At 61.8% G+C, this 24,712-nt stretch carries 16 protein-coding genes, 3 tRNA genes and 1 riboswitch; of the genes, 2 read left to right on the top strand and 17 right to left on the bottom strand.

All coding sequences use genetic code 11. The features are described from left to right. Positions 1-81: 81 nt before the first annotated feature. The 8 genes from mgtE to ltaE all read right to left on the bottom strand — a co-directional run bounded on the left by mgtE (position 82) and on the right by ltaE (position 7,821). Positions 82-1,524, bottom strand: coding sequence for a magnesium transporter (gene mgtE / locus ACLH0J_RS11180; RefSeq protein WP_411392026.1), 1,443 nt, complete (start codon positions 1,522-1,524; stop codon positions 82-84). A 339-nt stretch (positions 1,525-1,863) separates the two neighbouring features. Beyond that, positions 1,864-1,940 (bottom strand) — tRNA-Arg (locus tag ACLH0J_RS11175). Between the two features lie 72 nt (positions 1,941-2,012). After that, positions 2,013-2,089: transfer RNA gene (locus tag ACLH0J_RS11170), tRNA-Arg, on the bottom strand. 108 nt (positions 2,090-2,197) lie between these two features. Next, positions 2,198-2,288, bottom strand: a tRNA-Ser gene (locus ACLH0J_RS11165). A 62-nt stretch (positions 2,289-2,350) separates the two neighbouring features. Next, a complete protein-coding gene (csrA, locus tag ACLH0J_RS11160) occupies positions 2,351-2,539 on the bottom strand; it encodes a carbon storage regulator CsrA (RefSeq protein WP_003175645.1) in 189 nt (62 codons plus the stop codon). A 175-nt stretch (positions 2,540-2,714) separates the two neighbouring features. Further along, a complete protein-coding gene (locus tag ACLH0J_RS11155) occupies positions 2,715-3,956 on the bottom strand; it encodes an aspartate kinase (protein ID WP_010566599.1) in 1,242 nt (413 codons plus the stop codon). 96 nt (positions 3,957-4,052) lie between these two features. Beyond that, complete coding sequence (alaS, locus tag ACLH0J_RS11150) at positions 4,053-6,671, bottom strand: alanine--tRNA ligase (protein WP_411392025.1); 2,619 nt, start codon at positions 6,669-6,671, stop codon at positions 4,053-4,055. Between the two features lie 145 nt (positions 6,672-6,816). Further along, positions 6,817-7,821 (bottom strand): low-specificity L-threonine aldolase, encoded by a 1,005-nt coding sequence (gene ltaE / locus ACLH0J_RS11145; RefSeq protein WP_411392024.1) that lies wholly within the window; start codon positions 7,819-7,821, stop codon positions 6,817-6,819. Positions 7,822-8,013: 192 nt separating this feature from the next. Next, a riboswitch (FMN riboswitch) is annotated at positions 8,014-8,183 on the top strand. Between the two features lie 112 nt (positions 8,184-8,295). Here ltaE and ACLH0J_RS11140 point away from each other — a divergent pair. Next, positions 8,296-8,805, top strand: coding sequence for a 6,7-dimethyl-8-ribityllumazine synthase (locus ACLH0J_RS11140; RefSeq protein ID WP_411392023.1), 510 nt, complete (start codon positions 8,296-8,298; stop codon positions 8,803-8,805). Between the two features lie 71 nt (positions 8,806-8,876). Here the strand turns inward: ACLH0J_RS11140 and astE are convergent, their stop codons facing one another. From astE to ACLH0J_RS11105, 7 genes are all read right to left on the bottom strand, one after another. Beyond that, the gene (gene astE, locus ACLH0J_RS11135; protein WP_411392022.1) at positions 8,877-9,881 is read right to left on the bottom strand and encodes a succinylglutamate desuccinylase; all 1,005 of its coding nucleotides are present in this window, start codon (positions 9,879-9,881) and stop codon (positions 8,877-8,879) included. Positions 9,882-9,892: 11 nt separating this feature from the next. Beyond that, the gene (locus ACLH0J_RS11130) at positions 9,893-10,183 is read right to left on the bottom strand and encodes a topoisomerase II (RefSeq protein WP_411392021.1); all 291 of its coding nucleotides are present in this window, start codon (positions 10,181-10,183) and stop codon (positions 9,893-9,895) included. A 23-nt stretch (positions 10,184-10,206) separates the two neighbouring features. After that, positions 10,207-11,553 carry an N-succinylarginine dihydrolase gene (gene astB / locus ACLH0J_RS11125; RefSeq protein ID WP_411392020.1) on the bottom strand — a complete coding sequence of 449 codons (1,347 nt, stop codon included), beginning with the start codon at positions 11,551-11,553 and terminating at the stop codon, positions 10,207-10,209. A gap of 53 nt (positions 11,554-11,606) precedes the next feature. After that, positions 11,607-13,076 (bottom strand): succinylglutamate-semialdehyde dehydrogenase, encoded by a 1,470-nt coding sequence (astD, locus tag ACLH0J_RS11120; protein WP_411392807.1) that lies wholly within the window; start codon positions 13,074-13,076, stop codon positions 11,607-11,609. Then, on the bottom strand, positions 13,073-14,098 hold the full coding sequence (astA, locus tag ACLH0J_RS11115; protein WP_411392019.1) for an arginine N-succinyltransferase: 1,026 nt from the start codon (positions 14,096-14,098) through the stop codon (positions 13,073-13,075). The genes astD and astA overlap by 4 nt, the downstream gene beginning before the upstream one ends. Positions 14,099-14,148: 50 nt before the next feature. Beyond that, positions 14,149-15,168: an arginine/ornithine succinyltransferase subunit alpha gene (gene aruF / locus ACLH0J_RS11110; RefSeq protein ID WP_411392018.1), complete on the bottom strand. Its 1,020-nt coding sequence runs from the start codon at positions 15,166-15,168 to the stop codon at positions 14,149-14,151. Positions 15,169-15,358: 190 nt separating this feature from the next. Next, positions 15,359-16,579 (bottom strand): aspartate aminotransferase family protein, encoded by a 1,221-nt coding sequence (locus ACLH0J_RS11105; protein WP_411392017.1) that lies wholly within the window; start codon positions 16,577-16,579, stop codon positions 15,359-15,361. A 310-nt stretch (positions 16,580-16,889) separates the two neighbouring features. On the opposite strand from ACLH0J_RS11105, the gene ACLH0J_RS11100 reads away from it, so the two are divergent. Beyond that, positions 16,890-22,802 (top strand): dermonecrotic toxin domain-containing protein, encoded by a 5,913-nt coding sequence (locus ACLH0J_RS11100; RefSeq protein WP_411392016.1) that lies wholly within the window; start codon positions 16,890-16,892, stop codon positions 22,800-22,802. An 8-nt stretch (positions 22,803-22,810) separates the two neighbouring features. On the opposite strand, the gene ACLH0J_RS11095 is transcribed toward ACLH0J_RS11100, so the two are convergent. Both ACLH0J_RS11095 and ACLH0J_RS11090 read right to left on the bottom strand, forming a co-directional pair. Continuing rightward, positions 22,811-23,791, bottom strand: coding sequence for a GlxA family transcriptional regulator (locus tag ACLH0J_RS11095; protein WP_411392015.1), 981 nt, complete (start codon positions 23,789-23,791; stop codon positions 22,811-22,813). A gap of 139 nt (positions 23,792-23,930) precedes the next feature. Next, positions 23,931-24,695, bottom strand: coding sequence for an ABC transporter ATP-binding protein (locus ACLH0J_RS11090; protein WP_411392014.1), 765 nt, complete (start codon positions 24,693-24,695; stop codon positions 23,931-23,933). Positions 24,696-24,712 lie beyond the last annotated feature (17 nt).

The following is a 24,712-nucleotide window of genomic DNA, read 5'->3' as shown; positions in this document are numbered from 1 at the left end:
AAAGCCAGCCATGTGCTGGCTTTTTTTTGTCTGGGATTTGGGAAGGCAAGGCGGGAGCACATTTGCCCCCGCCTTAAGGACTCAGAGCAGGAAGATCGTCGCCAAGCCCAGGAAGATGAAGAAGCCACCGCTGTCGGTCATGGCAGTGATCATCACACTGGCGCCCATAGCGGGATCGCGACCGAAACGCGCCAATGTCATAGGGATCAGCACCCCCATCAGAGCCGCCAGGAGCAGGTTGAGAGTCATGGCGGCGGTCATGACCACCCCCAGCGACCAACTGCCGTACAGCAAGTAGGCCACCATCCCGATCACTCCACCCCATACCAGGCCATTGATCAGGCCCACCGCCAACTCTTTGCGCAGCAGCCGCGATGAATTGGCGGTACTCACCTGATCCAGCGCCATGGCACGCACGATCATGGTGATGGTCTGGTTACCGGAGTTGCCACCAATACCGGCCACGATTGGCATCAGCGCTGCCAGTGCCACCAGTTTCTCGATGGAGCCTTCAAACAGCCCGATCACTCGGGAGGCAATAAACGCGGTGATCAGGTTAATCGCCAACCAGGCCCAACGGTTACGCAGCGAACGCCAGACAGACGCAAAAATATCTTCCTCTTCACGCAAACCCGCCATGTTGAGGACTTCGGTCTCACTCTCTTCACGAATCAGATCGACGATCTCGTCGATGGTCAGACGACCAATCAACTTGCCGTTCTTGTCGACCACCGGAGCGGAAATCAAGTCATAACGTTCGAAGGCCTGAGCGGCGTCGTAGGCGTCCTCATCCGGGTGAAAGCTCACGGTGTCGCTGGCCATCAGGTCGGCGACTTTCTTTTCCGGATCATTGACCAGCAGACGCTTGATCGGCAGCACGCCCTTGAGGATGCCCTCATAGTCGACCACGAACAGTTTGTCGGTATGGCCCGGTAACTCTTTCAGGCGGCGCAGATAGCGCAGGACCACTTCCAGGCTGACATCTTCGCGGATGGTGACCATCTCGAAGTCCATCAGCGCACCGACCTGATCCTCATCGTAAGACAGCGCGGAACGCACTCGCTCACGCTGCTGGGTGTCCAGAGCCTCCATCAGCTCATGGACGACATCACGGGGCAGCTCAGGGGCGAGGTCTGCCAGTTCGTCGGCGTCCATCTCCTTGGCTGCAGCCAGGAGCTCGTGATCGTCCATGTCGGCGATCAGGGTTTCACGGACCGAGTCGGATACTTCGAGCAGGATGTCGCCGTCGCGGTCGGCCTTGACCAACTGCCAGAGGGTCAGTCGATCATCCAACGGCAAGGCTTCGAGGATATAGGCGACGTCGGCAGAGTGCAGGTCATCGAGCTTGCGTTGCAACTCGACGAGGTTTTGCCGGTGAACCAGGCTTTCGACACGATCGTTATTCGGACCGTCCTGACGGTGCGTAAAGTCTTCGACCACGCGCTGGCGCTGCAGCAGCTCAATGACTTGAGCCAGGCGATCCTGCAGGCTTTCTTGAGTTTTCTTTACTTCTACTTCGGTCATAGGCGAACTCCACTCCCAGCAGCGGGGCACGCCGGAAGGATCAATCAGTCAATTCATGATTGGTAAAACGGGATACTGAGTAACTACTGGGTAAGTCCATGGAGGTATTCCACAAGCCCCGGCGGGGCTGACGGGCGCAATGATACACCGCCCGGCCGCTTTTAACGTCAAAAAACTGGAAAGAACAAGCGCTTGCGAGCCAAAGCTGAGTATTGGCTGCATCTTTGAACTGCGACGACGCACAAGAAGAAGAAAACACATGGAGCGGGAGAAAAAGGTGGAATCCCACGCAAACTCCAGACGGCAAAAAGCCCGCACTAGGCGGGCTTTTTGTTTGTATGGTGCACTCGACAGGATTCGAACCTGTGACCGCTCGGTTCGTAGCCGAGTACTCTATCCAGCTGAGCTACGAGTGCAGATTGTGTTTTTAGACCAGATCACAACTGGTTGAAACCGAGACACCTGCATTACTGCAGCTGACTCTTAAATGGTGCACTCGACAGGATTCGAACCTGTGACCGCTCGGTTCGTAGCCGAGTACTCTATCCAGCTGAGCTACGAGTGCATTTGTTGCCGCGCATTATAGGCCGTTCAATCTCTATGTAAAGCTATTTTTTCGAGCAATTTCAAGAACTTATCGAAAAAACCAGATTGCAACGTACTAAGCAAATAATGGCGGAGAACGGGGGATTCGAACCCCCGACACCCTTTTGAGGTGTACTCCCTTAGCAGGGGAGCGCCTTCGGCCACTCGGCCAGCTCTCCGCAACACGGGGCGTATATTAACCACGTTCATCCCCGTTTGCAAACATAAAAAACGATAAAAATTAAAGGCTTGGTTCTTCGTCCTTCTCTTTCTTGATCCGCAGGTAGATTTCCTCGCGGTGCACCGCCACCTCTTTCGGAGCGTTAACCCCGATACGTACTTGATTGCCTTTGACGCCGAGCACGGTCACGGTGATTTCGCCATCACCAATAATCAGGCTTTCTGCGCAACGACGAGTCAGAATCAGCATGCCTTTCTCCTCACGCATTTCAGTTCAGGAACAACAGTCTGCAAAAAAAAGGCATTCGACCTACAACCAAAAAGCCATAGCCCTACACACCTAAGTATTGTCCAGCGCAATCAAAAGACCATGCGCCCCACAAAAAAATGAAAGGCGCGGTAAGCCGCGCCTTCCTGGCATCACATCACTCGCCCTGTCGGGCCGGAGCGTCCAGCTCAAAAGCGGTATGCAACGCGCGAACAGCCAGTTCCAGGTACTTCTCTTCGATCACCACCGAGACTTTGATTTCCGACGTGGAGATCATCTGGATGTTGATGCTTTCCTTGGCCAAAGCCTCGAACATGCGGCTGGCAACGCCGGCATGGGAACGCATGCCCACACCCACGATCGACACTTTGGCAATCTTGGTATCGCCAACCACTTCACGGGCGCCAATCCCGCTCGCAGTGTTGCGCAGGATACGCTCGGCCGCATCGTACTCGTTGCGGTGCACGGTGAAGGTGAAATCGGTGGTGTTATCGTGCGAAACGTTCTGCACGATCATGTCGACTTCAATGTTCGCGCCGCTGATAGGCCCCAGAATCTTGAACGCCACGCCCGGGGTGTCTGGCACGCCACGGATCGTCAGCTTGGCTTCATCGCGGTTGAAAGCGATGCCGGAAATGATCGGCTGTTCCATGGATTCCTCTTCATCAATAGTAATGAGGGTGCCCGGACCCTCTTTGAAGCTGTGCAATACGCGCAGCGGAACGTTGTACTTGCCGGCGAATTCCACCGCGCGGATCTGCAACACCTTGGAACCGAGGCTGGCCATTTCCAGCATCTCTTCAAAGGTGATCTTGTCCAGGCGCTGGGCCACGGCCACAACACGCGGATCAGTAGTGTAGACACCATCCACATCGGTATAGATCTGGCATTCATCAGCCTTGAGGGCCGCAGCCAGCGCCACGCCCGTGGTGTCCGAACCGCCACGCCCGAGGGTAGTGATGTTGCCGTGCTCGTCCACGCCCTGGAACCCGGCTACAACTACCACGCGTCCGGCCTTCAGATCAGTACGGATTTTCTGATCGTCAATCTGCAGGATGCGCGCTTTCGTATGCGCGCTGTCGGTCAGGATGCGGACCTGGCTGCCCGTGTAGGACACCGCTGGCACACCACGCTTGTTCAGCGCCATGGCCAACAGGGCAATGGTCACCTGCTCGCCAGTGGACACGATCACATCCAGCTCACGCGGCAGCGGTTGTTGATCACCACTGATTGCCTTGGCCAGATCGATCAGGCGATTGGTCTCGCCGCTCATGGCCGACAGCACCACCACGAGGTCGTCGCCGGCATCGCGGAATTTCTTAACCTTGTCGGCGACCTGCTCGATTCGTTCGACAGAGCCGACCGAGGTGCCTCCAAATTTCTGTACGATCAAAGCCATTTTCTAAGCCGCCTCAGCCCGTAAAGGGGCGCCTATTAATCAAACCAAACCGCCGTTACCTGAGCCCGCGACTAGACCACGGGCTAGCATAACGACTTAGATACCGGCCTCGACAAACGGCACGGTCAGAGCAAGGGCCGCGTCCAGGGCACCGGCGTCTACACCACCGCCTTGCGCCATGTCCGGACGACCACCGCCCTTCCCGCCCACTGCCGCAGCGGCTTGCTTCATCAAATCACCGGCTTTGAGTTGGCCAGTCAGGTCCTTGGTTACACCCGCAACCAGTACAACCTTATCCTCATGGACACTGCCGAGCAGGATCACTGCGCGGCCGAGCTTGTTCTTCAACTGATCGACCAGCGCCAACAGCGCTTTGCCGTCCTGACCGTCCAGGCGCGCGGCCAGAACTTTAACGCCCTTGACGTCCTGAGCGGAGGCCGACAGGTCGTCGCCCGCCGCACTGGCCGCCTTGGCTTGCAGCTGTTCCAGCTGTTTTTCCAGCGCACGGTTGCGCTCCAGCACAGCGGACAGCTTGTCGATCAGGTTGTCGCGGCTGCCCTTGACCAGGCTGGCCGCTTCCTTGAGTTGCTCTTCAGCCGCATTGAGATAGGCCAGGGCCGCAGCGCCAGTGACCGCCTCGATACGACGTACGCCGGACGCTACACCGCCTTCGCTGATGATTTTCAGCAGGCCGATGTCGCCGGTACGGTTGGCGTGGATACCACCGCACAGCTCCACCGAGAAGTTGCCGCCCATGCTCAGCACGCGCACATTGTCGCCGTACTTCTCGCCGAACAGCGCCATGGCGCCCTTGGCCTTGGCGGTCTCGATGTCGGTTTCCTCGGTTTCCACCGGGGTGTTCTTGCGCACTTGGGCGTTGACGATGTCTTCCAGGGCCTTGATCTGCTCAGGCTTGATCGCTTCAAAGTGGCTGAAGTCGAAACGCAGGCGCTGGCTGTCGACCAACGAACCTTTCTGCTGAACATGCTCGCCCAGCACCTGGCGCAGCGCCGCATGCAGCAAGTGCGTGGCCGAGTGGTTCAGCGCAGTGGCGTGGCGCACGTCGGCGTCGACCTGGGTGTCCACCGGCGAACCGATGGTCAGGCTGCCCGAAGCCAGCACACCGTGGTGCAAGAATGCGCCACCGGTCTTGGTGGTGTCACGCACGTCAAAACGGCCGGAAGCAGCCTTGAGGAAGCCGCAGTCGCCGATCTGGCCACCGGACTCGGCGTAGAACGGCGTCCGGTTCAGTACCACCACGCCCTCGTCGCCTTCATTCAAGATGTCGACCGACTGGCCATCCTTATACAGACCGACCACTTTGGCCGCACCGCTGGTGGCGTTGTAACCGGTGAATTCAGTGGCCACGTCAACCTTGACCAGGCTGTTGTAATCCATGCCGAAGGCACTGGCGGAACGTGCACGCACGCGCTGGGCGTCCATCTCGCGCTCGAAACCTTCCTCGTCGAGGGTCAGGTTGCGCTCGCGGGCGATGTCGCCGGTCAGGTCCATCGGGAAGCCATAGGTGTCGTAGAGTTTGAACACCACGTCGCCCGGCACCACCGTGCCTTGCAGGTTGGCGAGGTCTTGTTCGAGGATTTTCAGGCCCTGTTCCAGGGTTTTGGCGAACTGCTCTTCTTCGGCCTTGAGCACGCGCTCGATGTGGGCCTGGTTCTGCTTGAGCTCCGGGAACGCATCGCCCATCTCGGCCACCAGGGCCGCGACGATCTGGTAGAAGAAGCTGCCGCTGGCGCCCAGCTTGTTGCCGTGGCGGCAGGCGCGACGAATGATGCGGCGCAGCACGTAGCCACGGCCTTCGTTGGACGGCAGCACACCGTCGGCAATCAGGAAGCCGCAGGAACGGATGTGGTCAGCGACCACTTTGAGCGACGCCTGGTCTTCATTGGCGCAACCGATGGCCTTGGCGGCCGCGGCCAGCAGGCTCTGGAACAGGTCGATTTCGTAGTTGGAGTGCACGTGCTGCATCACCGCACTGATCCGCTCCAGGCCCATGCCGGTGTCCACCGACGGCGCCGGCAGCGGATGCAACACGCCATCGGCGGTGCGGTTGAACTGCATGAACACGTTGTTCCAGATTTCGATGTAACGGTCGCCGTCTTCCTCTGGCGAGCCTGGCGGGCCGCCCCAGATATCGGCGCCGTGGTCGTAGAAGATCTCGGTGCATGGGCCGCACGGGCCGGTGTCGCCCATGGTCCAGAAGTTGTCGGAGGCGTACGGTGCGCCTTTGTTGTCGCCGATACGCACCATGCGCTCAGGCGGCACACCGATTTGCTGGGTCCAGATGTCGTAGGCCTCGTCATCGCTGGCGTAGACGGTGACCCAGAGTTTTTCCTTCGGCAGTTTCAGCACGCCAGTGAGGAAGGTCCAGGCGAAATTGATCGCGTCTTGCTTGAAATAGTCGCCAAAACTGAAGTTGCCGAGCATTTCGAAAAAGGTGTGATGACGGGCGGTGTAGCCGACGTTTTCCAGGTCGTTGTGCTTGCCACCGGCGCGTACGCACTTCTGGCTGCTGACAGCGCGGGTATAGGCACGTTTTTCCTGGCCCAGGAAGCAGTCCTTGAACTGGTTCATCCCCGCGTTAGTGAACAGCAGGGTGGGGTCATTGCCTGGGATCAAGGAGCTGGAGGCGACACGGGTGTGGCCTTGCTCTTCGAAGAAGCGAAGGAAGGCTTCACGGATTTCTGCGCTTTTCATAGGTTCTTCCACGGAGGCTGCGGCCAAAGGCCAGTGCGCAACATCATCAGACGAAGCGACGGCAAAGGGCCGCATTATATCGGCCCTTTGCCGGTGGTACAGCGTGTTTATGCGATAGAGAAGCTCAATTAGACGGCCAGCACGATCATTTGCGCGAGAATTCGACGAATGTCTCCAGCACCTGCTCGATCTGGGCCCGGCTCACGTCCAGATGCGTGACCATGCGCAGGCGCGGTGCGGCGCTCAACTTGATCCCGCGTTCGGCGGCAAAGGCCTTCAAGGCGTCGGCCCGATCCCCGACCTGCACGTAGACCATGTTGGTCTGCACCGGCTCGACCTCGTAACCGGCGTTGCACAGCGCATCCCCCAGCCATTGGGCGTTGGCATGGTCGTCGGCCAGGCGCTGCACCTGATGGTCCAGGGCATACAGCCCCGCCGCCGCCAGGGAACCTGCCTGGCGCATGCCGCCACCGACCATCTTGCGCAGGCGCCGGGCCTTGGCGACCAACGCCGTGGAGCCGCACAACACCGAGCCGATTGGCGCGCCAAGGCCCTTGGACAAGCACACCGACACCGAGTCGAAGTGCCGGGTAATCTCCCGCGCATCGACCCCGAGCTTGACCGCCGCGTTATAGAGGCGCGCACCGTCCAAATGCAATGCAAGGCCGTGTTCACGGGTAAACGCCCGCGCCCGCGCCAGGTATTCCAGGGGCAGCACCTTGCCTTGCATGGTGTTTTCCAGGGCCAGCAGGCGGGTGCGGGCGAAATGGAAGTCGTCGGGTTTGATCGCCGCCAGCACCTGGTCCAGATCCAGGGAGCCATCGGGCTGCACCTCCAGCGGCTGCGGCTGGATCGAGCCCAGCACGGCCGCGCCGCCGCCCTCATATTTGTAGGTATGGGCCTGCTGACCGACGATGTATTCCTCACCGCGTTCACAGTGAGCCATCAACGCCAGCAGGTTGCTCATGGTGCCGGTGGGTACGAACAAGGCCGCCGGGAATCCCAGGCGCTTGGCCAGTTCTGCCTCCAGATGGTTGACGCTGGGGTCTTCGCCGTAGACGTCATCACCACTGACGGCACTGGCCATCGCATCGCGCATGCCGGGGGTGGGTTGGGTCACGGTGTCGCTACGCAGGTCAATCACAGACATGAAACGAGCCTCTAACGGGAATGGGTAGGTAACGCTTGTAGACGATTACTGCGGGCAAACCCACGGAATATCAAGCGCCATCGAAATTCAATCGAATAACGATCAAACAAACCGATATAGGTTATCGACACGGCAATCGTGCAGTTTTTGAAAAACCATGTTAAAAACTCTCCGCCGCCAGGGTTCTGGTGGCAACGTTCTCAGGGCGGGGTGCAACTCCCCACCGGCGGTAATTGCGCGCAATGCGCATAGCCCGCGAGCGCTTGGCGCCTCGAACTGCTCACGCAGGACGGCGACAAGGTCAGCAGACCCGGTGTGATCCCGGGGCCGACGGTCATAGTCCGGATGAAGAGAGAACGGGATTGGCGCCAAAGGGCCGCGCGCTGAGCTCATGCCTGCATGACCCAGCTGTCCGTACCCTTAAATCCCATTCGATTCATAACGCCCTGTTTTTTCTTAAACAGGAGTCAGAACATGCAACCCACCGCAATCGACAGCAAAAGCAAAAACCACCATGGCGAGCGCGTCGCGTTTATCCAGGCCTGCTGGCACAAGGATATTGTCGACCAATCCCGTAAAGGCTTCCTCGCCGAAATGATCGCCCTGGGTTATCAGGAATCGGACATCGACTTCTTCGAAGTCGGCGGCGCCTTTGAAATGCCCCTGCACGCCAAGCTGCTGGCCAGGACCGGCCGTTACGCCGGCATCGTTGCCGCCGCGCTGGTGGTGGACGGCGGTATCTACCGTCACGAATTCGTCGCCCAATCGGTGGTCAGCGGCCTGATGCAAGTGCAGTTGGAAACCGAAGTACCGGTGTTCTCGGTCTCCCTGACCCCGCACCACTTCCACGCCGGCAGCGAGCACCACGCATTCTTCCATGATCACTTTGTGCACAAGGGCCAGGAAGCTGCACGCACCTGCGCCGACACCCTGCACAAGGTCCGTGCGATCCGCCGCAGCGAACCTCGCGCGGTAGCCGTTTAAGCCACAGCGCAAAACCAATGTGGGAGGGGGCTTGCTCCCTCCCACATTTGAATCCGCTTACGCCTTGAGCCTTATGCCAGGCTCGCGTCCGTGGTCGGCACGATCAATATCCCTGCGCGCAAGCCGTTCTTGACCTTCGGGTTGGGAAAGATGATGCGCGCGCCCTCCTCCTCTATCACCCAACGGGTCTTGGCCACGTCTTCGGCCAATAGATAGCCTTTGTCCAACTCTGAAAAGTTTTCCACGTCTGCCGGTAGGTGCAGCAGGAAGGCATCGCTGTGCTTGATGACTTCACGGGACACGGCAAACAGTTGCAGGCCATCCAGGCTGCCGCTGGCCGGTTCGGTGGCTTCGATGATCTGCTTCAGGCGGGTTTCCAGGCGCGAGACATTCACGCCCTGGTTGTGTCCGAACGGCCGCGCCTTGCCCAGTTCCAGGGTGAAGGCCTCGGCGCCCAGTTGCTCATAGGTAAATGCCGTGAAGGTGATCGAGGTCTTGTTCTGCAGCAGCACCGCTTGCATGCCGGCGGCGCGCAAGCGTTCCAGTTCACGGCGTGAATGCTGGCGCCCGTCTTTCCAGGGATAGAGGGCGAACTGTTCGATCTTCGAGCCACGAATCGCGGTGTGCAGGTCGTAATGCAGGCGTGAACGGCCAGGCACGCTGAAGAAGCTGCGGGCCAGTTGCTCGAGCTCGGCGGCGCGCATGGCCTCGGGGCCGATGTTTTTTTCGTGACGGCCGTTGAACAGCCGGTTGACGTCCAGCTCGAGGTAACGCTCGCCGCGGCGCATGGCCTCGGGGTTACCGAACAGGAACAGAATACGGGTGCGGGGCTTGATCTCCCCACGGGCGATGCCGTGCAACAGGCGGTCGAGCAGTTCGATCGGCGCGGTTTCGTTGCCATGGATGCCGGACGACAGCAGCAGGTCGCTGCCAGCGTCTTGTGCCTGCGGCGGGCGCACTTCAAGCGCGCCCTCGCTGAGCCAGCGCATCTGCACGCCGCCGACAGTCAGTTGAATTTTTTGCGCCGGTTCGCGACCGGCGAGGGTCAGTTCAAGCAGTTTGCCGAGGGCGAGCATAAGCAGCTTCCTTAGTGGTTGCAGCCTGGACCGTGAACGTGATCGTCGTCATCGCCGTCAACGTCGGCCGGTTCCATTTCCAGTTGCAGGCTCATCAGATTGGTGGCCAATGGGCGCATCAGCAGGTTGGCGTACTCGGCGTCGCCCTCTTCAACGTCCACGCCGATCAGCAGTTGGCCACGGCCGTCGTGCTGGATCCAGATCTCCTTACCCTGCCAGACCACGGCGACGCGGGTGCAGGAGGTTTCCAGCTGGGTGCCGTCGGTGTCTTCAAGGATCAGTTGCAGGGTATCGGTGCTCATAAATTGCTCTCGGCCGTGTGGCGTTAATGGATCTGGAAAGGATAAACCGAGCCCAGTTTAAGGATTTGCGTCAATTCATCCAATGCCGTCCGGCACTCCAACAGCAATTGCGGGTCAGCCAGGTCGGTTTCACGCAGGCTGTCGCGGTAGTGCTTGTCGACCCACTGGGTCAGCGTGTCGTACAACGGCGCGGTCATGATAACGCCCGGATTCACCGCCGCCAGCTCGGTTTCGTTCAACGCCACGCGCAGGCGCAGGCACGCCGGGCCACCGCCGTTCTGCATGCTTTGCTTGAGGTCGAAGACTTTCACTTCGCGGATCAACCCACCGGAGGCGGTCAGGTTTTGCAGGTAATGCCACACACGTTCGTTGGCGCGGCATTCTTCCGGCACGATCAGCAGCATCGAGCCGTCGGCGCGGGTCAGCAACTGGCTGTTGAACAGGTAGGAACGTACCGCGTCCTCGACGCTGACCTGGGCGCGCGGCACGCAGACGGACTGGAAGTTGCCACCCAGCGTGCCCAATTTACCCTGCAGCTCGGCGAGCATCTGCTCGGTATTGAGGAAGGCGTCCTCGTGATAAAACAGCATTTCGCCGTTGCCCACCGCAATCACGTCGTTGTGGAACACGCCGGCGTCGATCACCGCCGGGTTCTGCTGGGCGAAGACCACGCCCTCATCCGCCAGGCCGTGCAGGCGTGCAACCGCCTGGGACGCTTCGAGGGTCTGGCGCGCCGGATACTTCTGCGGCGCCGGGTAACGGGTGTCGAACGCGCTGCGGCCGAACACGAAAAACTCCACGCCCGCCTCGCCATAGTCACGGCAGAAACGCGTGTGGTTGGCCGCGCCTTCGTCGCCGAACTGTGCCACCGCCGGCAACGCGGCGTGGTGGGCGAAGTGTTTCGCATCAGCGAACATCGCCCCCAGCACGCGGCTGGTGGTCGGGTGTTCGATGCTGCGGTGGTACTTGCAGTTGAGGTTGGCAGCGGTGAAATGCACGCGGCCATCCGCCGTGTCGGCGCTCGGGCTGACGGTGGCGGCGTTGGCCACCCACATGCTCGATGCCGAGCAACTGGCCACCAGCAACGGCATGGCCTGCTTGGCCGCCTGCTGGATGACCTGGGCATCGCTGCCGCTGAAGCCGAGGTTACGCAAGGCCGCTACGTCCGGACGTTCCTGGGGCGCCAGCACGCCTTGCACAAAGCCCATGTCCATCAGGGCTTTCATTTTTTGCAGGCCCTGCAACGCCGCTTCCTTCGGATTTGAAGACTGCTGGCTGTTGCTCTGGGACGCGACGTTGCCATAGGACAAACCGCCGTAGTTATGGGTCGGCCCCACTAGACCGTCAAAATTGACTTCATAGGATTTCATCGGCGAGGCTCCACGAACATCTGTTTTTATAGGCAATCTTCAGCACGCCCCATTCAGGCCAGCGTAACGCCTGGGGTCAATGTGGCGGGCAGTACCAGGCTCGGGGTCTCCAGCGACGCCACCGGGTACGCGCAATAATCTGCCGCGTAATAGGCACTGGCGCGATGATTACCCGAGGCGCCGACCCCACCAAACGGCGCGGTACTGGCGGCGCCGGTCAATTGTTTGTTCCAGTTGACGATCCCGGCACGGCTCTCCAGCCAGAACTGTTGGTAACGCGCTTCGGAGTCCGACAGCAAGCCAGCGGCCAGGCCGTACCGGGTGTTGTTAGCCTCGGCAATCGCAGCCTCGAACCCCACGTAGCGGATCACCTGCAACAGCGGGCCGAACAGCTCTTCGTCGGCGCGCTCGCTCACTTCGGTCACGTCAATGATGCCCGGGGTCAGCAACGCGGCCTGATCCTGGGGCTGGGTCATTTCCAGCAGCGCCACGGCGCCGTTGGCCAATAGCAGTTCCTGGGCGTCCATCAAGGCTTTCGCCGCCGCCAGGGAAATCACCGAGCCCATGAACGGCGCCGGTTGCTGGTCGAACGCGCCGACTTCGATCGTCGCACTGACCGCCACCAGCCGCGCCAGCAGCACATCGCCCCACGCGCCTTGCGGCACCAGCAGGCGACGGGCACAAGTGCAGCGCTGGCCGGCGGAGATGAATGCCGACTGGATGATGGTGTAGACCGCCGCATCCACATCGGCCACTTCGTCTACGACCAGCGGGTTGTTGCCGCCCATCTCCAGGGCGAGGATTTTGTCCGGGCGCCCGGAAAACTGTTGGTGCAGATGATTGCCCGTGCGGCTGGAGCCGGTGAAGAACAAGCCGTCGATACCGGGGTTGGCCGCCAGGGCGATCCCGGTTTCCCGTGCGCCTTGCAGCAGGTTCAGCACGCCCGCCGGCAGGCCGGCTTCGATCCAGCATTGCACGGTCAACTCGGCGACTTTCGGGGTCAGTTCGCTGGGTTTGAACAGCACGGTATTACCCGCCAGCAACGCCGGGACGATATGCCCGTTCGGCAAGTGGCCGGGGAAGTTATAGGGACCGAACACCGCCACCACGCCGTGGGGCTTGTGGCGCAAGACGGCGGTGGCGTCGCCCAGGGGGCCGCTCTTCTCGCCGGTGCGCTCGCGGTAGCTTTGTACCGAGATCGCGATCTTGTTGGCCATGCTGGTGACTTCGGTGGCCGACTCCCACAAAGGCTTGCCGGTTTCCTCACCGATGCAGCGGGCGATTTCATCGGCGCGGCGTTTCAAGGTGTTGGCGAAAGCTTCGAGTACGCCGATGCGCTCTTCCAGCGGGCGCCGGGCCCAGGCCGGGAATGCCTGGCGCGCGGCCTGCACGGCGGACTCGACCTGTTCGGCGCTGGCGCCATTGCCGGCCCACAGCACGTGCTGGGTCACCGGGTTGCGCGATTCGACCCACTCCCCCTGGCCGGCCAGCCAGGTGCCTGCGATATACAGCGAATTCATTATTTCGACTCCCGAGCAGCGGACAACGGTACGGCACGCACTTGATCGCCCACCACTAACTGCAGGCGTTTGGCGGTCAGTGGATCGACCACCAGCGTGCCGGCCGCCAGGCGGGCCGGTGCGGCGGTGATGCGGCACTCTTCGCGCTTGCGGTTATGGATCAGGAACGGCGTGGCGTCATCCCCTGGCGTGCCGATGGCCAGAACCAGCGACTGGCTGTCGCGCACCGCACGGATCTTGCTGGTCTCACATTCCACCGCCGGGCCGGCGTCGAAAATGTCGACGTAACCCTGGTAGCTGAAGCCTTCGCTCTTGAGCATGCTCAGCGCCGGTTCGGTGTCTGGATGCACCTTGCCGATCACATTGCGCGCATCTTCGGACAGGAAGCAGCTGTACAGCGGAAACTTGGGCATCAGCTCGGCGATGAAGGCCTTGTTGCCCACGCCGGTGAGGTAGTCGGCCTGGCTGAACTCCATCTTGAAGAAGTGACGGCCCAGGCTTTCCCAGAACGGCGAGCGCCCGGCGTCGTTGGACACGCCGCGCATCTCCGCGATGATCTTGTTGCCGAACAGTTGCGGGAATTCAGCGATAAACAGCAGGCGCGCCTTGGCCAACATGCGGCCGTTGAGGCCATTGCGGTAATCGGCGTGCAGGAACAACGAGCACAACTCGGAGTTGCCGGTGAGGTCGTTGGCCAGGAACAGTGTCGGAATTTCACGGTAGATGTTCAGTTCCTGGGAGGCGCTGACGGTCAGGCCCACCCGGAAGTTGTACCAGGGCTCACGCAGGCCGACGGCGCCAGCGATGGCGGAAATGCCCACGACGCGGCCATCGTCGTCTTCCAGCACGAACAGGTAGTCGGCATCCCCGCGCCCGGCTTCGCCGCGAAAGGTCTTTTCCGCCCAGCCAACCCGGTGGGTCAGGCGCTCTTCGTTGGCCGGCAAGGTGGTCAGGCCGGTGCCGGTGCTGCGCGCCAGATCAATCAGGGCCGGTAAGTCGCTGCTGCGTACGGGACGAACGATCATGCTATCTCCTCAGGCGGGCCGCCCGTTCAGGCCACCCGCAAAACTCTGCTTTAAACCGCAACCAAACGCACGCTGGCGCCTTCGCCGACACCCAGGGCTTCGGCCGCTTCCAGGTCCAGGGTCACCGGTTTGCCGGGCGCGTAGTCCAGCTCCAGCATCACCGCGCGGTAATCCTGCAACTGCCCGTTGCTCACCAGGTACTGGCGACCGACACCCTTGACCCGCTCGCCGATCTTCACCGGCACCACGCGGCTCTGGGCGATCGAGCGGATGCCCGAAACCCGTGCATGCAGCGTCGGGCCGCCGTCGAAGATGTCGATGTAATGGTCGGTCTCGAAGCCTTCGCGCATGAGGATGTCGAAGGTGATCTGCGCACGCGGGTGCACCTGGCCCATGGCTTCCTGGGCTTCGTCCGGCAACAGCGGGACGTAGATCGGGTAGTGCGGCATCAGCTCGGCGAGGAAGGTGCGGCTTTTCAGCCCGCACAGGCGCTCGGCGGCGGCGTAGTTGAGGTCGAAGAAGTTGCGGCCGATGGCGTCCCAGAACGGCGAATCACCGTTCTCGTCGCTGTAGCCGACAATCTCGGTCACCACCGAATCGGCAAAGCGCTCGGGGTGGCTGGCGACGAACAACAAGCGGCCGCGGGAATTGAGTTCAGACCACGGCGACCCGACCAGCTCCGGCACCACATAGAAACTGGTGAGCAGGCTGTTGCCGGTCAGGTCGTGGCACTGGGAAAGCACGTGAATCTTGTTGTGGATCTTCAGCTCGCGGGAGGCGTGCACGAAGGTCTCGTTACGGAAACTGTAGAACGGCTCCGAGTAGCCGGCCGAGGCGACGATGGCCGAGCAGCCGACGAGCTTGCCGGTCTGGGTGTCTTCGAGCACGAAGAAATAGCTTTCTTCACCGTTGAAACTGACCTCAGCAGCGAAGGACGCTTCGCTGGCGGCGATCTTGTCGCTCAGGCGTTCCACATCATCCGGCAAGGAAGTGACACCAATCGGGCTGTCCGCAGCCAGACGCTGTACCTCGCCCAGATCAGCCATTTGCGCGGGGCGCATCACCAGCATGGTGTCACTCCTTAACTCGAAAAACTCATAGGAAAAAATTACCGGACAGGTCAGGAACAACTCATATCCAATGTGGGAGGGGGCTTGCTCCCGATAGCGGTGGATCAGTCACCTGATTCATCGACTGACAGGCTGCTATCGGGAGCAAGCCCCCTCCCACATTTGATCCGGTCCGACAGATAGATGTGTATCAGGCTTGCGTCAGCGTTTTTACCGCACGTTCGAAGCGATCCAGGCCTTCGTTGATGTCCGCCTCGTCCACCACCAGGCTCGGGGCGAAACGCACCACGTCGGGGCCGGCTTGCAGGATCATCAGGTTTTCTTTCTCGGCGGCGTTGAACACGTCCTTGGCCTTGCCTTTCCAGGCATCGCTCAAGACGCAACCGAGCAGCAGGCCGAGGCCGCGCACTTCGCTGAAGATCCCGTATTGCTTGCCGATCTGTTCCAATCGGGTCTTGAACAGGTCGTGCTTGGCGTTGACGCCGGCCAGCACTTCCGGGGTGTTGATCACGTCGATCACCGCTCCGGCCACCGCGCACGCCAGCGGGTTGCCGCCGTAGGTGGTGCCGTGGGTGCCGACCACCAGGTGCTTGGCCAGGGCTTCGGTGGTGAGCATCGCGGCAATCGGGAAACCGCCGCCGAGGCTCTTGGCGCTGGTGAGGATGTCCGGCACCACACCGTAATGCTGGTAGGCGAACAGGTGGCCGCTGCGGCCCATGCCGGTTTGCACTTCGTCGAACACCAGCAGCGCGTCATGGGCGTCGCACAGTTCGCGGGCGCCTTGCAGGTAGGCCAGTTCGGCCGGCAGCACGCCGCCCTCGCCCTGGACCGGCTCCAGCACCACCGCGCAGGTCTTGTCCGACACGGCAGCTTTCAGCGCGGCTAGGTCGTTGAACGGCACGTGGGTGATGCCGGTGATTTTCGGCCCGAAACCGTCGGAATACTTCGACTGGCCACCGACGTTGACAGTGAACAGGGTGCGGCCGTGGAAGCTGTTGAGTGCGGCGATGATCTCGTACTTCTCGCTGCCGAAACGGTCGAACGCGACGCGACGGGCCAGCTTGAACGCGGCCTCGTTGGCTTCGGCACCGGAGTTGCAGAAGAACACGCGCTCGGCAAAAGTGGCGTCGATCAGCTTGTGGGCCAGGCGCAAGGCCGGCTCATTGGTGAAGACGTTGGAGACGTGCCACAGCTTGTGGGCCTGTTCGGTCAGTGCACCGACCAGCGCCGGGTGGGCGTGGCCCAATACGTTGACCGCGATGCCGCCGGCAAAGTCGATCAGCTCGCGGCCCGCCTGGTCCCAGACGCGCGAACCGGCGCCACGTACGGGAATGAATGCGGCCGGTGCGTAGTTGGGCACCATGACCTGGTCGAAATCGGCACGTTGCACCGGGGCTTGCTCAACGGACATCGGAGTCTCCTGAAGAGGAACGCCTACCTGAAACTGGCGGGCGATGCAGGGATTGTAAGGACAGTTTTCAGCGCGGCCTTGTCGCCAAGCGACAACTTCTTATAGCGCCAACCCGCGTTTTCAGCGGGTTTACGCCAATGCGACAAATAGCGTCGCAATGGCGCAGTTTAAACCGTGCAAGGGCGTCGTGGGCAGGTCATGAAGGGATCTTCGCAAATCCGAGCACGCGGGCCGCACTAACTGTTTACCGCCTGCTCGCCCCTGCGCACTGGTTTGCTGAGCCGATTCAAGAGCCATCAAGGACAGGCCCATGGCGCAGCACCCTGCAACCCAAACCCCGCACCTCGACATCCTCACCCACGCGATTCCGCCCTGGCTGGGCAATGCCAGCGCCGCCAAGCGCGCCGTGCTGGCCGCCGGCACAGTGGCCATGGCCGATGTGTACCCCCACACGAGCGAGCAACAACAAGCGCAACTCAAGCAGCTCAATGGCGCCGCCTGGGCCGCGCAAAACCGCGTGGACCAGGCCCTGGCGGCGCTCCAGAGCCCCGAAGACTTCGGCACCGACCGCCTGCAGGCGGCGCTCAAGGATGAGTTCGGCATCGACACCGATGTGCGCACCACCTACCTGCAACTGTATGTGCCGCTGACCCTCGCCGGTTTTACCGTCAAGCCGGGGGCGGCACGGACGTGGTCGGTCTCGTTGCTGGAGGCGGCGCTGCACAACTTCGAGGCCGACGAAACCTACGAGCAACACTCCGGCTTCACCACCCGGCCCACGCCCACGGGCCAGTTCAGCCCGCTGCCCGCCCTTGACGCGACGATCAGCATCGCGCAGTTCACCCAGCTGTGCCGCCGCCTGGACATCGGCGGGCAGTATCAACGCTATCTGGACGAGCACCTGGACCTGGGCAACCCCGTGGCCCGCGCCGGCCTGGAGCACTGGCTCAAACAAAGCCACCTGGCGGCGCTGAAACTTGCGCTGTATATGGCTGTGCTGAAGGACGACCTGCCGGCCGCCAGCCACGATGCGTTGCTCAACCTGATCGACAACGGCCACGCGGCCCACAATGGCTGCCCGCCGCTGCTGGCTCATGACCTGGCGATCATGGACTGTCGCCTGACCGGTATCGTGCTGTTCGCGCCGGACCTGGAGAACAGTCGTGAAGTCGTGCCGCTGATCGCCTACATTCCCGACGACCCGCAACACCCGATCAAACACTACCCCAGCAGCGCGGCGTTCATGCAGAGCCTGGTGGCACGGTTACGCGCGACGGACTATCAAGGTTTTTTCAGCCGATTTGTCCGCCACGCAGACGCCGGGGTATTTTTTGCCAACCTCAATCAGCAGCTCGGCCAGGTCACCTGGCATCCGCATAAGGCTGGCGATCCGCTGCCCAATTGGCGCGACACGCCGAGCCAACGCCCCAACCTGCAATTTCGCGGCATCAAGATCAACGGCGACCTATTCACCCATCTGTTCCAGATGAAACTGAGCAAGCTGCAGGCAGACACCCAGAGTCGCGCCGTCTCCACCGCCCAGGTCGATCAGAAGGCACGCTGGGAGCGCTGGGCGTTCCTGCAGAAAATCGGCGAGACCCTGTTGCAGATCGTCGCCTTCGTGGCCCTGCCGTTCATCCCGCCTTTAGGTGCGTTGATGTTGGCGTACACCGCCTACCAAGTGCTCGACGAAGCCTTCGAAGGGGTCATCGACTGGGCGCAAGGCCTGCAACGCGAAGCCCTCGGGCACGCCTTGGGCCTGATGGAACAACTGGTGCAACTGGGCCTGTTCGCCACGGGCGTGCCCATCGCCGAGGAGGTGCTGCGCCAGGCCTTGCCCAAGGAGATGCTGGCCTTCATCGACCGCTTCAAGCCCGTCAAGCTGCCCAACGGCGAGCGCCGCCTATGGCAACCCGACCTCAAGCCCTATCGCCAGGACGTCAGCTTGCCGGCCGACGCCCGCCCTGACGCACAAGGCCTGCACCAGCACCAGGACAAGGCCATCCTCGCCCTCAATGGCGCGTACTACCATGTGCAACAGGACGCCGGTAGCTATGTCATCCGGCACCCCACGCGTGCTTCGGCCTACCGACCCGCCGTCATGACCAACGGCCAGGGCGCCTGGGTCACCGAGCTGGAAAACCCCTTGCGCTGGGACAGCACCACCCTGATGCGCCGCCTCGGCTACCAGACCGACACACTCAGCGACACCCAACTGGCGCAGATCCGCGACAGCAGCGCCACCCACGACAACACCCTGCGCAAAATGCACAGCACCCAGCAGACGCCACCGCCGTTGCTGGCCGACACCCTCAAGCGCTTCAAGATCGACCAGCAGTTGCAGGACTTCCTGGTGCAGATGAACAGCGACGATCCGGCGATCTACACCCAGGCCGATCCGCAAACCCAACTGCAATTGCTCATCAGCTATGGCTTGTGGCCCTCGAGCAAAACCTTGCGCGTGCTGGATGCCAGCGGCAAAACCCTGTGGGAATTCCCCGGTGAGGCCGGCGCCAGCACCATGCAAGTGCTGGAGGCGCAATTGCACAACGGCGATCTGCTGCCCACCCTCATCGAAGGCCTGAGCGAGCCAGAGCGCAAGGCCCTGCTCGAAGAGGAATTCGGCCTGCCCCCCGCCTCCAGCCGCACCCGCGCCACGGCCTTGCGCAAGAAACTGGCGCGTATTGCCCATGACAAACGCTTCTCGCTGTTCGACTCGCGCTACCGTGGCCTGGACCGCACCACCGATCCCCGGGTACAGAAACTCATCGACAGCACCTCACGCCCCGGCCTGCCCTCAACGCTGGCTGCAGAACTGCTGTCCAGTGCCAGTGGCGAGGAGCTCAAGGCCATCGATGCCGGCCAGGTGCCAACGCGCCTGGTCGAACTCGCCGAGTGGTCGCTGCATGAGGTGCGCACCACCCGTGCCTATGAGGGGCTGTACCTGGACACGGTGGAAAACCCGGACACTGGGCGGCTCGCCCTGCATTCGCTGGAAAACCTCAGCGGCTGGCCGACCTGGGTGCGCCTGGAGGTCAGGCAGTACCGCGCCGACGGTGAATTGCTGGACGCCATCGGGCCCACCTACGCACTGACCAAACGCACCCTGGTGGCCACGCCAGATGGCCAGTACATCCCGGAAAACGGCCAGGGTGCGCTGTTCGGCAGCACCGACTTTTACACCGCCGTGCTGCAAGCCCTGCCCGACAGCGCACGGGATGCACTGAAGATCCATATCGGCCAGGGCCCGCGTCTCAGACAGGCTATCGGCGCATACCCCGTGGACCGCCCAACCCTGCGCGCACTGCTCGATACCGACCCGCAGCTCAAGCCCACCTACGACCCCAACGTCATGCGCTTGCGCGGTGGCATGGACGGCTACCCGCCGGCCGTTCCCGAACAGCCGGGGCCAAGCCGGGGTCCATCGCTGGAACAACAACTACAGGCCCTGCGCCCGCAACTGCCGCCGGCGAACATCCGCGACATGGTCGCCGACCTGCACAACACACCTGGCGGCGCCCAGCTGGCACTCACGCGCCTGAGGAACGAGTACATTCAACTGGACCTCGCCCTGGTGGTCTGGGAATCGCAAACGCCCCGTACGCACCCGCTCACCGGCGCCCCGTTGAACGCGACCGACCATGAATACCTGCGCCGTGATCGCAGCCTGTTCGCCCACCAGTTACGCAGGGCCTGGCGCCAGGAAACCGCGATCGATAACTTCTACGAACCACCGGCCACAAACGGCCACATGCTGCGCCTCTCCGGCCCAATGCTCGGCGAGCTGCCCACACTGACCGCACGCTTCGAACATATCGCCCACCTGGAACTGCAAGGCGCACATCAAGCCATTGACGTCGATGGTTTCTTGCAGCTATTCCCACGCCTGCGGCACTTGAGCATCCGCAATGTCGCCCTCGGCGAACTACCGCCGAGCCTGACCTCGATGAACAGCCTCAACGAACTGATCCTGAGCAGTTGCAACATCCGCCTGACCGCGCAAAGCCAGGCCACTCTCAACGGCATGACGCGCCTACTGACCCTTGACCTCTACAACAACCCCCTAAGCCTGACTCCCAACCTGGAGCAGATGCCGCAATTGCAATACGTGGACCTGGCCAGCACCGGCATCAGCCAACTGCCGCCCGGGCTGTTGAGCCGCGCCCACCTGACGTACGTGATGCTGTCCAATAACCGGATCAGCGAACTGCCCACGGCGCTGTTCGACTTGCCCAGCGAGATCACACGGCATTTCGACCTCTCCGACAACCCGCTGTCGAACGAAGCGCTGGAGCGCGTCAAAACCTACTTCCAACGCACCCACCACTATCTGGAAGCGACCCCGGCCCAGTCCGACACGGAGCAGGCCAGAAGGCTGTTCCCCACCTTCAATGGCGACCAGATCAACCGCTTCATTTTTGGTCTGCCCGGCGATCTGGTCGCCGGTCGAAGCGAGATGACTCGCCTGGAGAACGAGTTTCCCAGCATCCGCCTGGACACCCAGGCCTGGGCCAACGACAACCGTATCAGCACCGACGAACACGCCCTGCGCCAGCGTTTCATCAACGCCCTGGAAGCCGGCTGGCGACGCGACATCACCTCGGGCGACACCCACGACGGACTGCCCACACCCAGTTACGAATTCAGCCTGTTCATTCCCGTGAGCGGCGAACTGCCTGCGCTGCGTACCGCGTTCAATCACGTGTCCGTGCTAGTGCTCAAAGGTGCGGGAGCGCCGTTGCGTATAGATAGGTTCCTGCAGAGTTTCCCGGCACTCACCGCGCTGCATATCGAAAACTATGCACTGGGTGAACTGCCGCAGATCAGCGCCCTGTCTCAACTGTCCTACCTGGTGCTGGACCACTGCGCCATCGGCTTGTCGCCCGAGACCGTGCATGTGTTGCAGAACATGGCAGAACTCAAGCACCTGAACCTCGATAACAACCCCCTGGGCTTGCTGCCGGACTTCAGCCAAATGCCCCATCTGGTCAGCCTGTCACTGCGCAACACCGGCCTGAACGAACTGCCCATCGGGCTGATTTCCCCACCCACGATGCGTGCACGGGTGGATTTGAGCCAGAACAGCCTGCGCGACCTTCCCGATGCAGCCTTCCAGGTGCCACCAGCTATCAGCGCCGCGTTCGACCTGTCGGCCAACCCCTTGTCACCCGTGACCTTGCAGCGCCTCAAAAGCTATTGCCAAGCCAAGGGACAGCACTGGAACGCCGACATCCCCGCCAGCCAACTGCAGCGCCTCAAAGCCCTTTACCCCAGGCTCGCGGAACGCGACAGCAAGCGCATCTTCTTCGAGCTGCCCGGCGAACTGGAGGCCGCCGACGCACACATCAACCGCCTGAGCACCGAATACGCGCGGCTCGACAGCGATCTGCAGGACTGGGCCCTGGACGCACCCCTGATGGATCAAGTGCGTGACCCCGTGCTCAACGAAAACGCCCGCGCCGGGGAGCAGGTTCGCCGTCTGGCCTTCAAGGAATTGCTGCTGCGCTGCTGGCGTCGGGAGACGGAGCACGACGAGAACGAATGGCCGGCGCGACGCACCTACAAACTGGTGTTCAACGGCGAACTGCTCGGCGATCTGCCGCCACTGAATGCGCGCCTGGAACATGTCACGCTGCTGGAACTGACGGGCAACGGCAGCCGCAGAAACATCGGCGAATTCCTGCGCGCGTTCCCCAACCTGACCAGCCTGACCGTGGAACGCCATGCCCTCCAGCACATTCCCGATAGCGTCTTCGACCTCAATCAATTGCGGCACCTCAAGCTCAGCTACAACCGGCTCCGCATGACGCCGGACAGCATCGAGCAACTGTCGCGCCTGAGCGAACTCAACTACCTGGATTTGAGCGACAACCCGCTGACCCAGAGCCCGGACCTGCGCAACCTCTCGCGCCTGGCCATGGTGTACCTGCACAACTGTGAGCTGCACGAAGTGCCACAGGGGGCCTTCAGCCTGCCACGCCTGCGGGCCCTGGATCTGAGTGACAACCTGATCCAGCACTTGTCGACGGACCTGCTGGAAATGCCGCTGCCACTCAACGACGAATCGGACCTGAGCGGCAACCCGTTGTCTGCGGCGAGCATGGCGATCTTGCGCGCCTACTACCGGCAGACGGGTTATGAGTTGGGGGTGGAAGAAGCGACGCTTGACGAAAACCGGGTCGAGCTGACGCCGCCCAGCACGCCGGAGCCCATGGAGGAGTAGGACGCCGCTCAGCCGCGCTCGGACGGCACCGATGACAACTCGAACGGGCTGCTGCTGCGCCGTTGGTTACGATCTTCACGGGGGGTGGCGCCAAAGAAGTTGCGGTAGGCGCTGGAGAAGTGCGGCCCCGAGGAGAAGCCGCAGGACAAGCCGATCTGGATGATCGACTTGCTGGTTTGCATGAGCATCTGGCGGGCCTTGTTCAGACGCAGCTCCAGGTAGTACTGGCTGGGGACGCGATTGAGGTACTGCTTGAAAATCCGTTCCAGTTGTCGTCGTGAGACGCACACATGCTGGGCGATTTCGTCGGTGGTCAGCGGCTCTTCGATGTTGGCTTCCATCAACAACACCGCCTGGGTCAGCTTCGGATGGCTGGAGCCCAGGCGGTTTTGCAGCGGAATGCGCTGGCGCTCGCCGCCTTCGCGGATGCGCTCCACCACCAGCTCTTCGGACACCGCACCGGCCAGTTCAGCGCCGTGATCGCGGGCCAGCACCGCGAGCAGCAGGTCGAGCACCGACATGCCGCCGCAGGCGCTGAGGCGATCACGATCCCAATCGAACAGATGGCTGGTGGCGATGACCTTGGGGAAGCGCTCGGCGAAATCGTCCTGCCAGCGCCAGTGCACGGCGGCGCGGTAGCCGTCGAGCAGACCGAGCTGGGCCAGCGGGTACACACCGGCCGACAAGCCGCCGATCACGCAGCCGGCGCGTACCAGTTGCTTGAGCGCGCTGCTTAGCTGCGAAGCGATCACGGTGGGCGGCTCGTCCGCCAGCAGGAACAGCTTCTGAAAGCCTTCCAGCTTGCCGGCCCATGGCTCGCCCGGCAGTTGCCAGGCGCCCGAGGTTTGCGCCTCGGCCTGCAGGAACGACAGTTCGTAGACCACTTCCGGATGCACCCGCTGAGCAACGCGCAAGGCCTCCTCAGCCAGCGCAAGCGTCAGTGCTTTTGTGCTGGGCCAAATCAGGAAACCAATTCGATGGGCAGTCATGGAGGGCTATCCGAAGCGAAGAACAGTAATAAAGACAAGGGCCAATGCTAGCCCGTAAATAAACACAAATCTCAAAAACCGCTGTAAACCTGCCCACCTGTAGGCGCGAGCAAGCTCGCGCCTACAGGGATGGGCATGGTTATTTCAAGCTGCCGGAGAGGAACTGCTGCAACCGCTCGGACTGCGGATTGACCAGCACTTCACGCGGGTTGCCGCGCTCTTCGACGATGCCTTTGTGCAGGAACACCAACTGGTTGGACACTTCACGGGCAAAGCCCATTTCGTGGGTCACCACCACCATGGTGCGGCCTTCCTGGGCCAGGTCCTGCATCACCTTGAGGACTTCGCCGACCAGCTCCGGGTCCAGCGCCGAAGTGGGCTCGTCGAACAGCATCACTTCCGGCTCCATCGCCAGCGCACGGGCAATCGCCACACGCTGCTGCTCGCCACCGGACATATGGCCGGGGAACGCATCCTTGCGATGGCCCACGCCGACTTTGGCCAGGTAGTGCTCGGCCTTGTCACGCGCTTCTTTCTTCGACACGCCCAGCACATGCACCGGTGCTTCCATCACGTTTTCCAGCGCGGTCATGTGCGACCACAGGTTGAAATGCTGGAACACCATCGACAGGCGCGAACGCATGCGCTGCAACTGCTTGGGGTCGGCGGCCTTGAGGGCGCCGTCCTTGCTGGCCACCAGCTTGAGTTCTTCGTTGTTGAGCAGGATCTTGCCGGCGTGAGGCTGCTCCAGCAGGTTGATGCAGCGCAAAAAGGTACTTTTACCCGAACCGCTGGAGCCGATGATGCTGATCACATCACCGGCGGCGGCGGCCAGGGACACGCCTTTGAGCACTTCATGACTGCCATAGCGTTTATGCAGGTCTTGGACTTCAAGTTTGTACATGCGGTCGGTTCTCACAA

The sequence above is a fragment of the Pseudomonas sp. MPB23 genome, assembly GCF_046605395.1.
Lineage (GTDB): Bacteria > Pseudomonadota > Gammaproteobacteria > Pseudomonadales > Pseudomonadaceae > Aquipseudomonas.
This window is presented reverse-complemented; position numbering and strand designations above follow the sequence as displayed.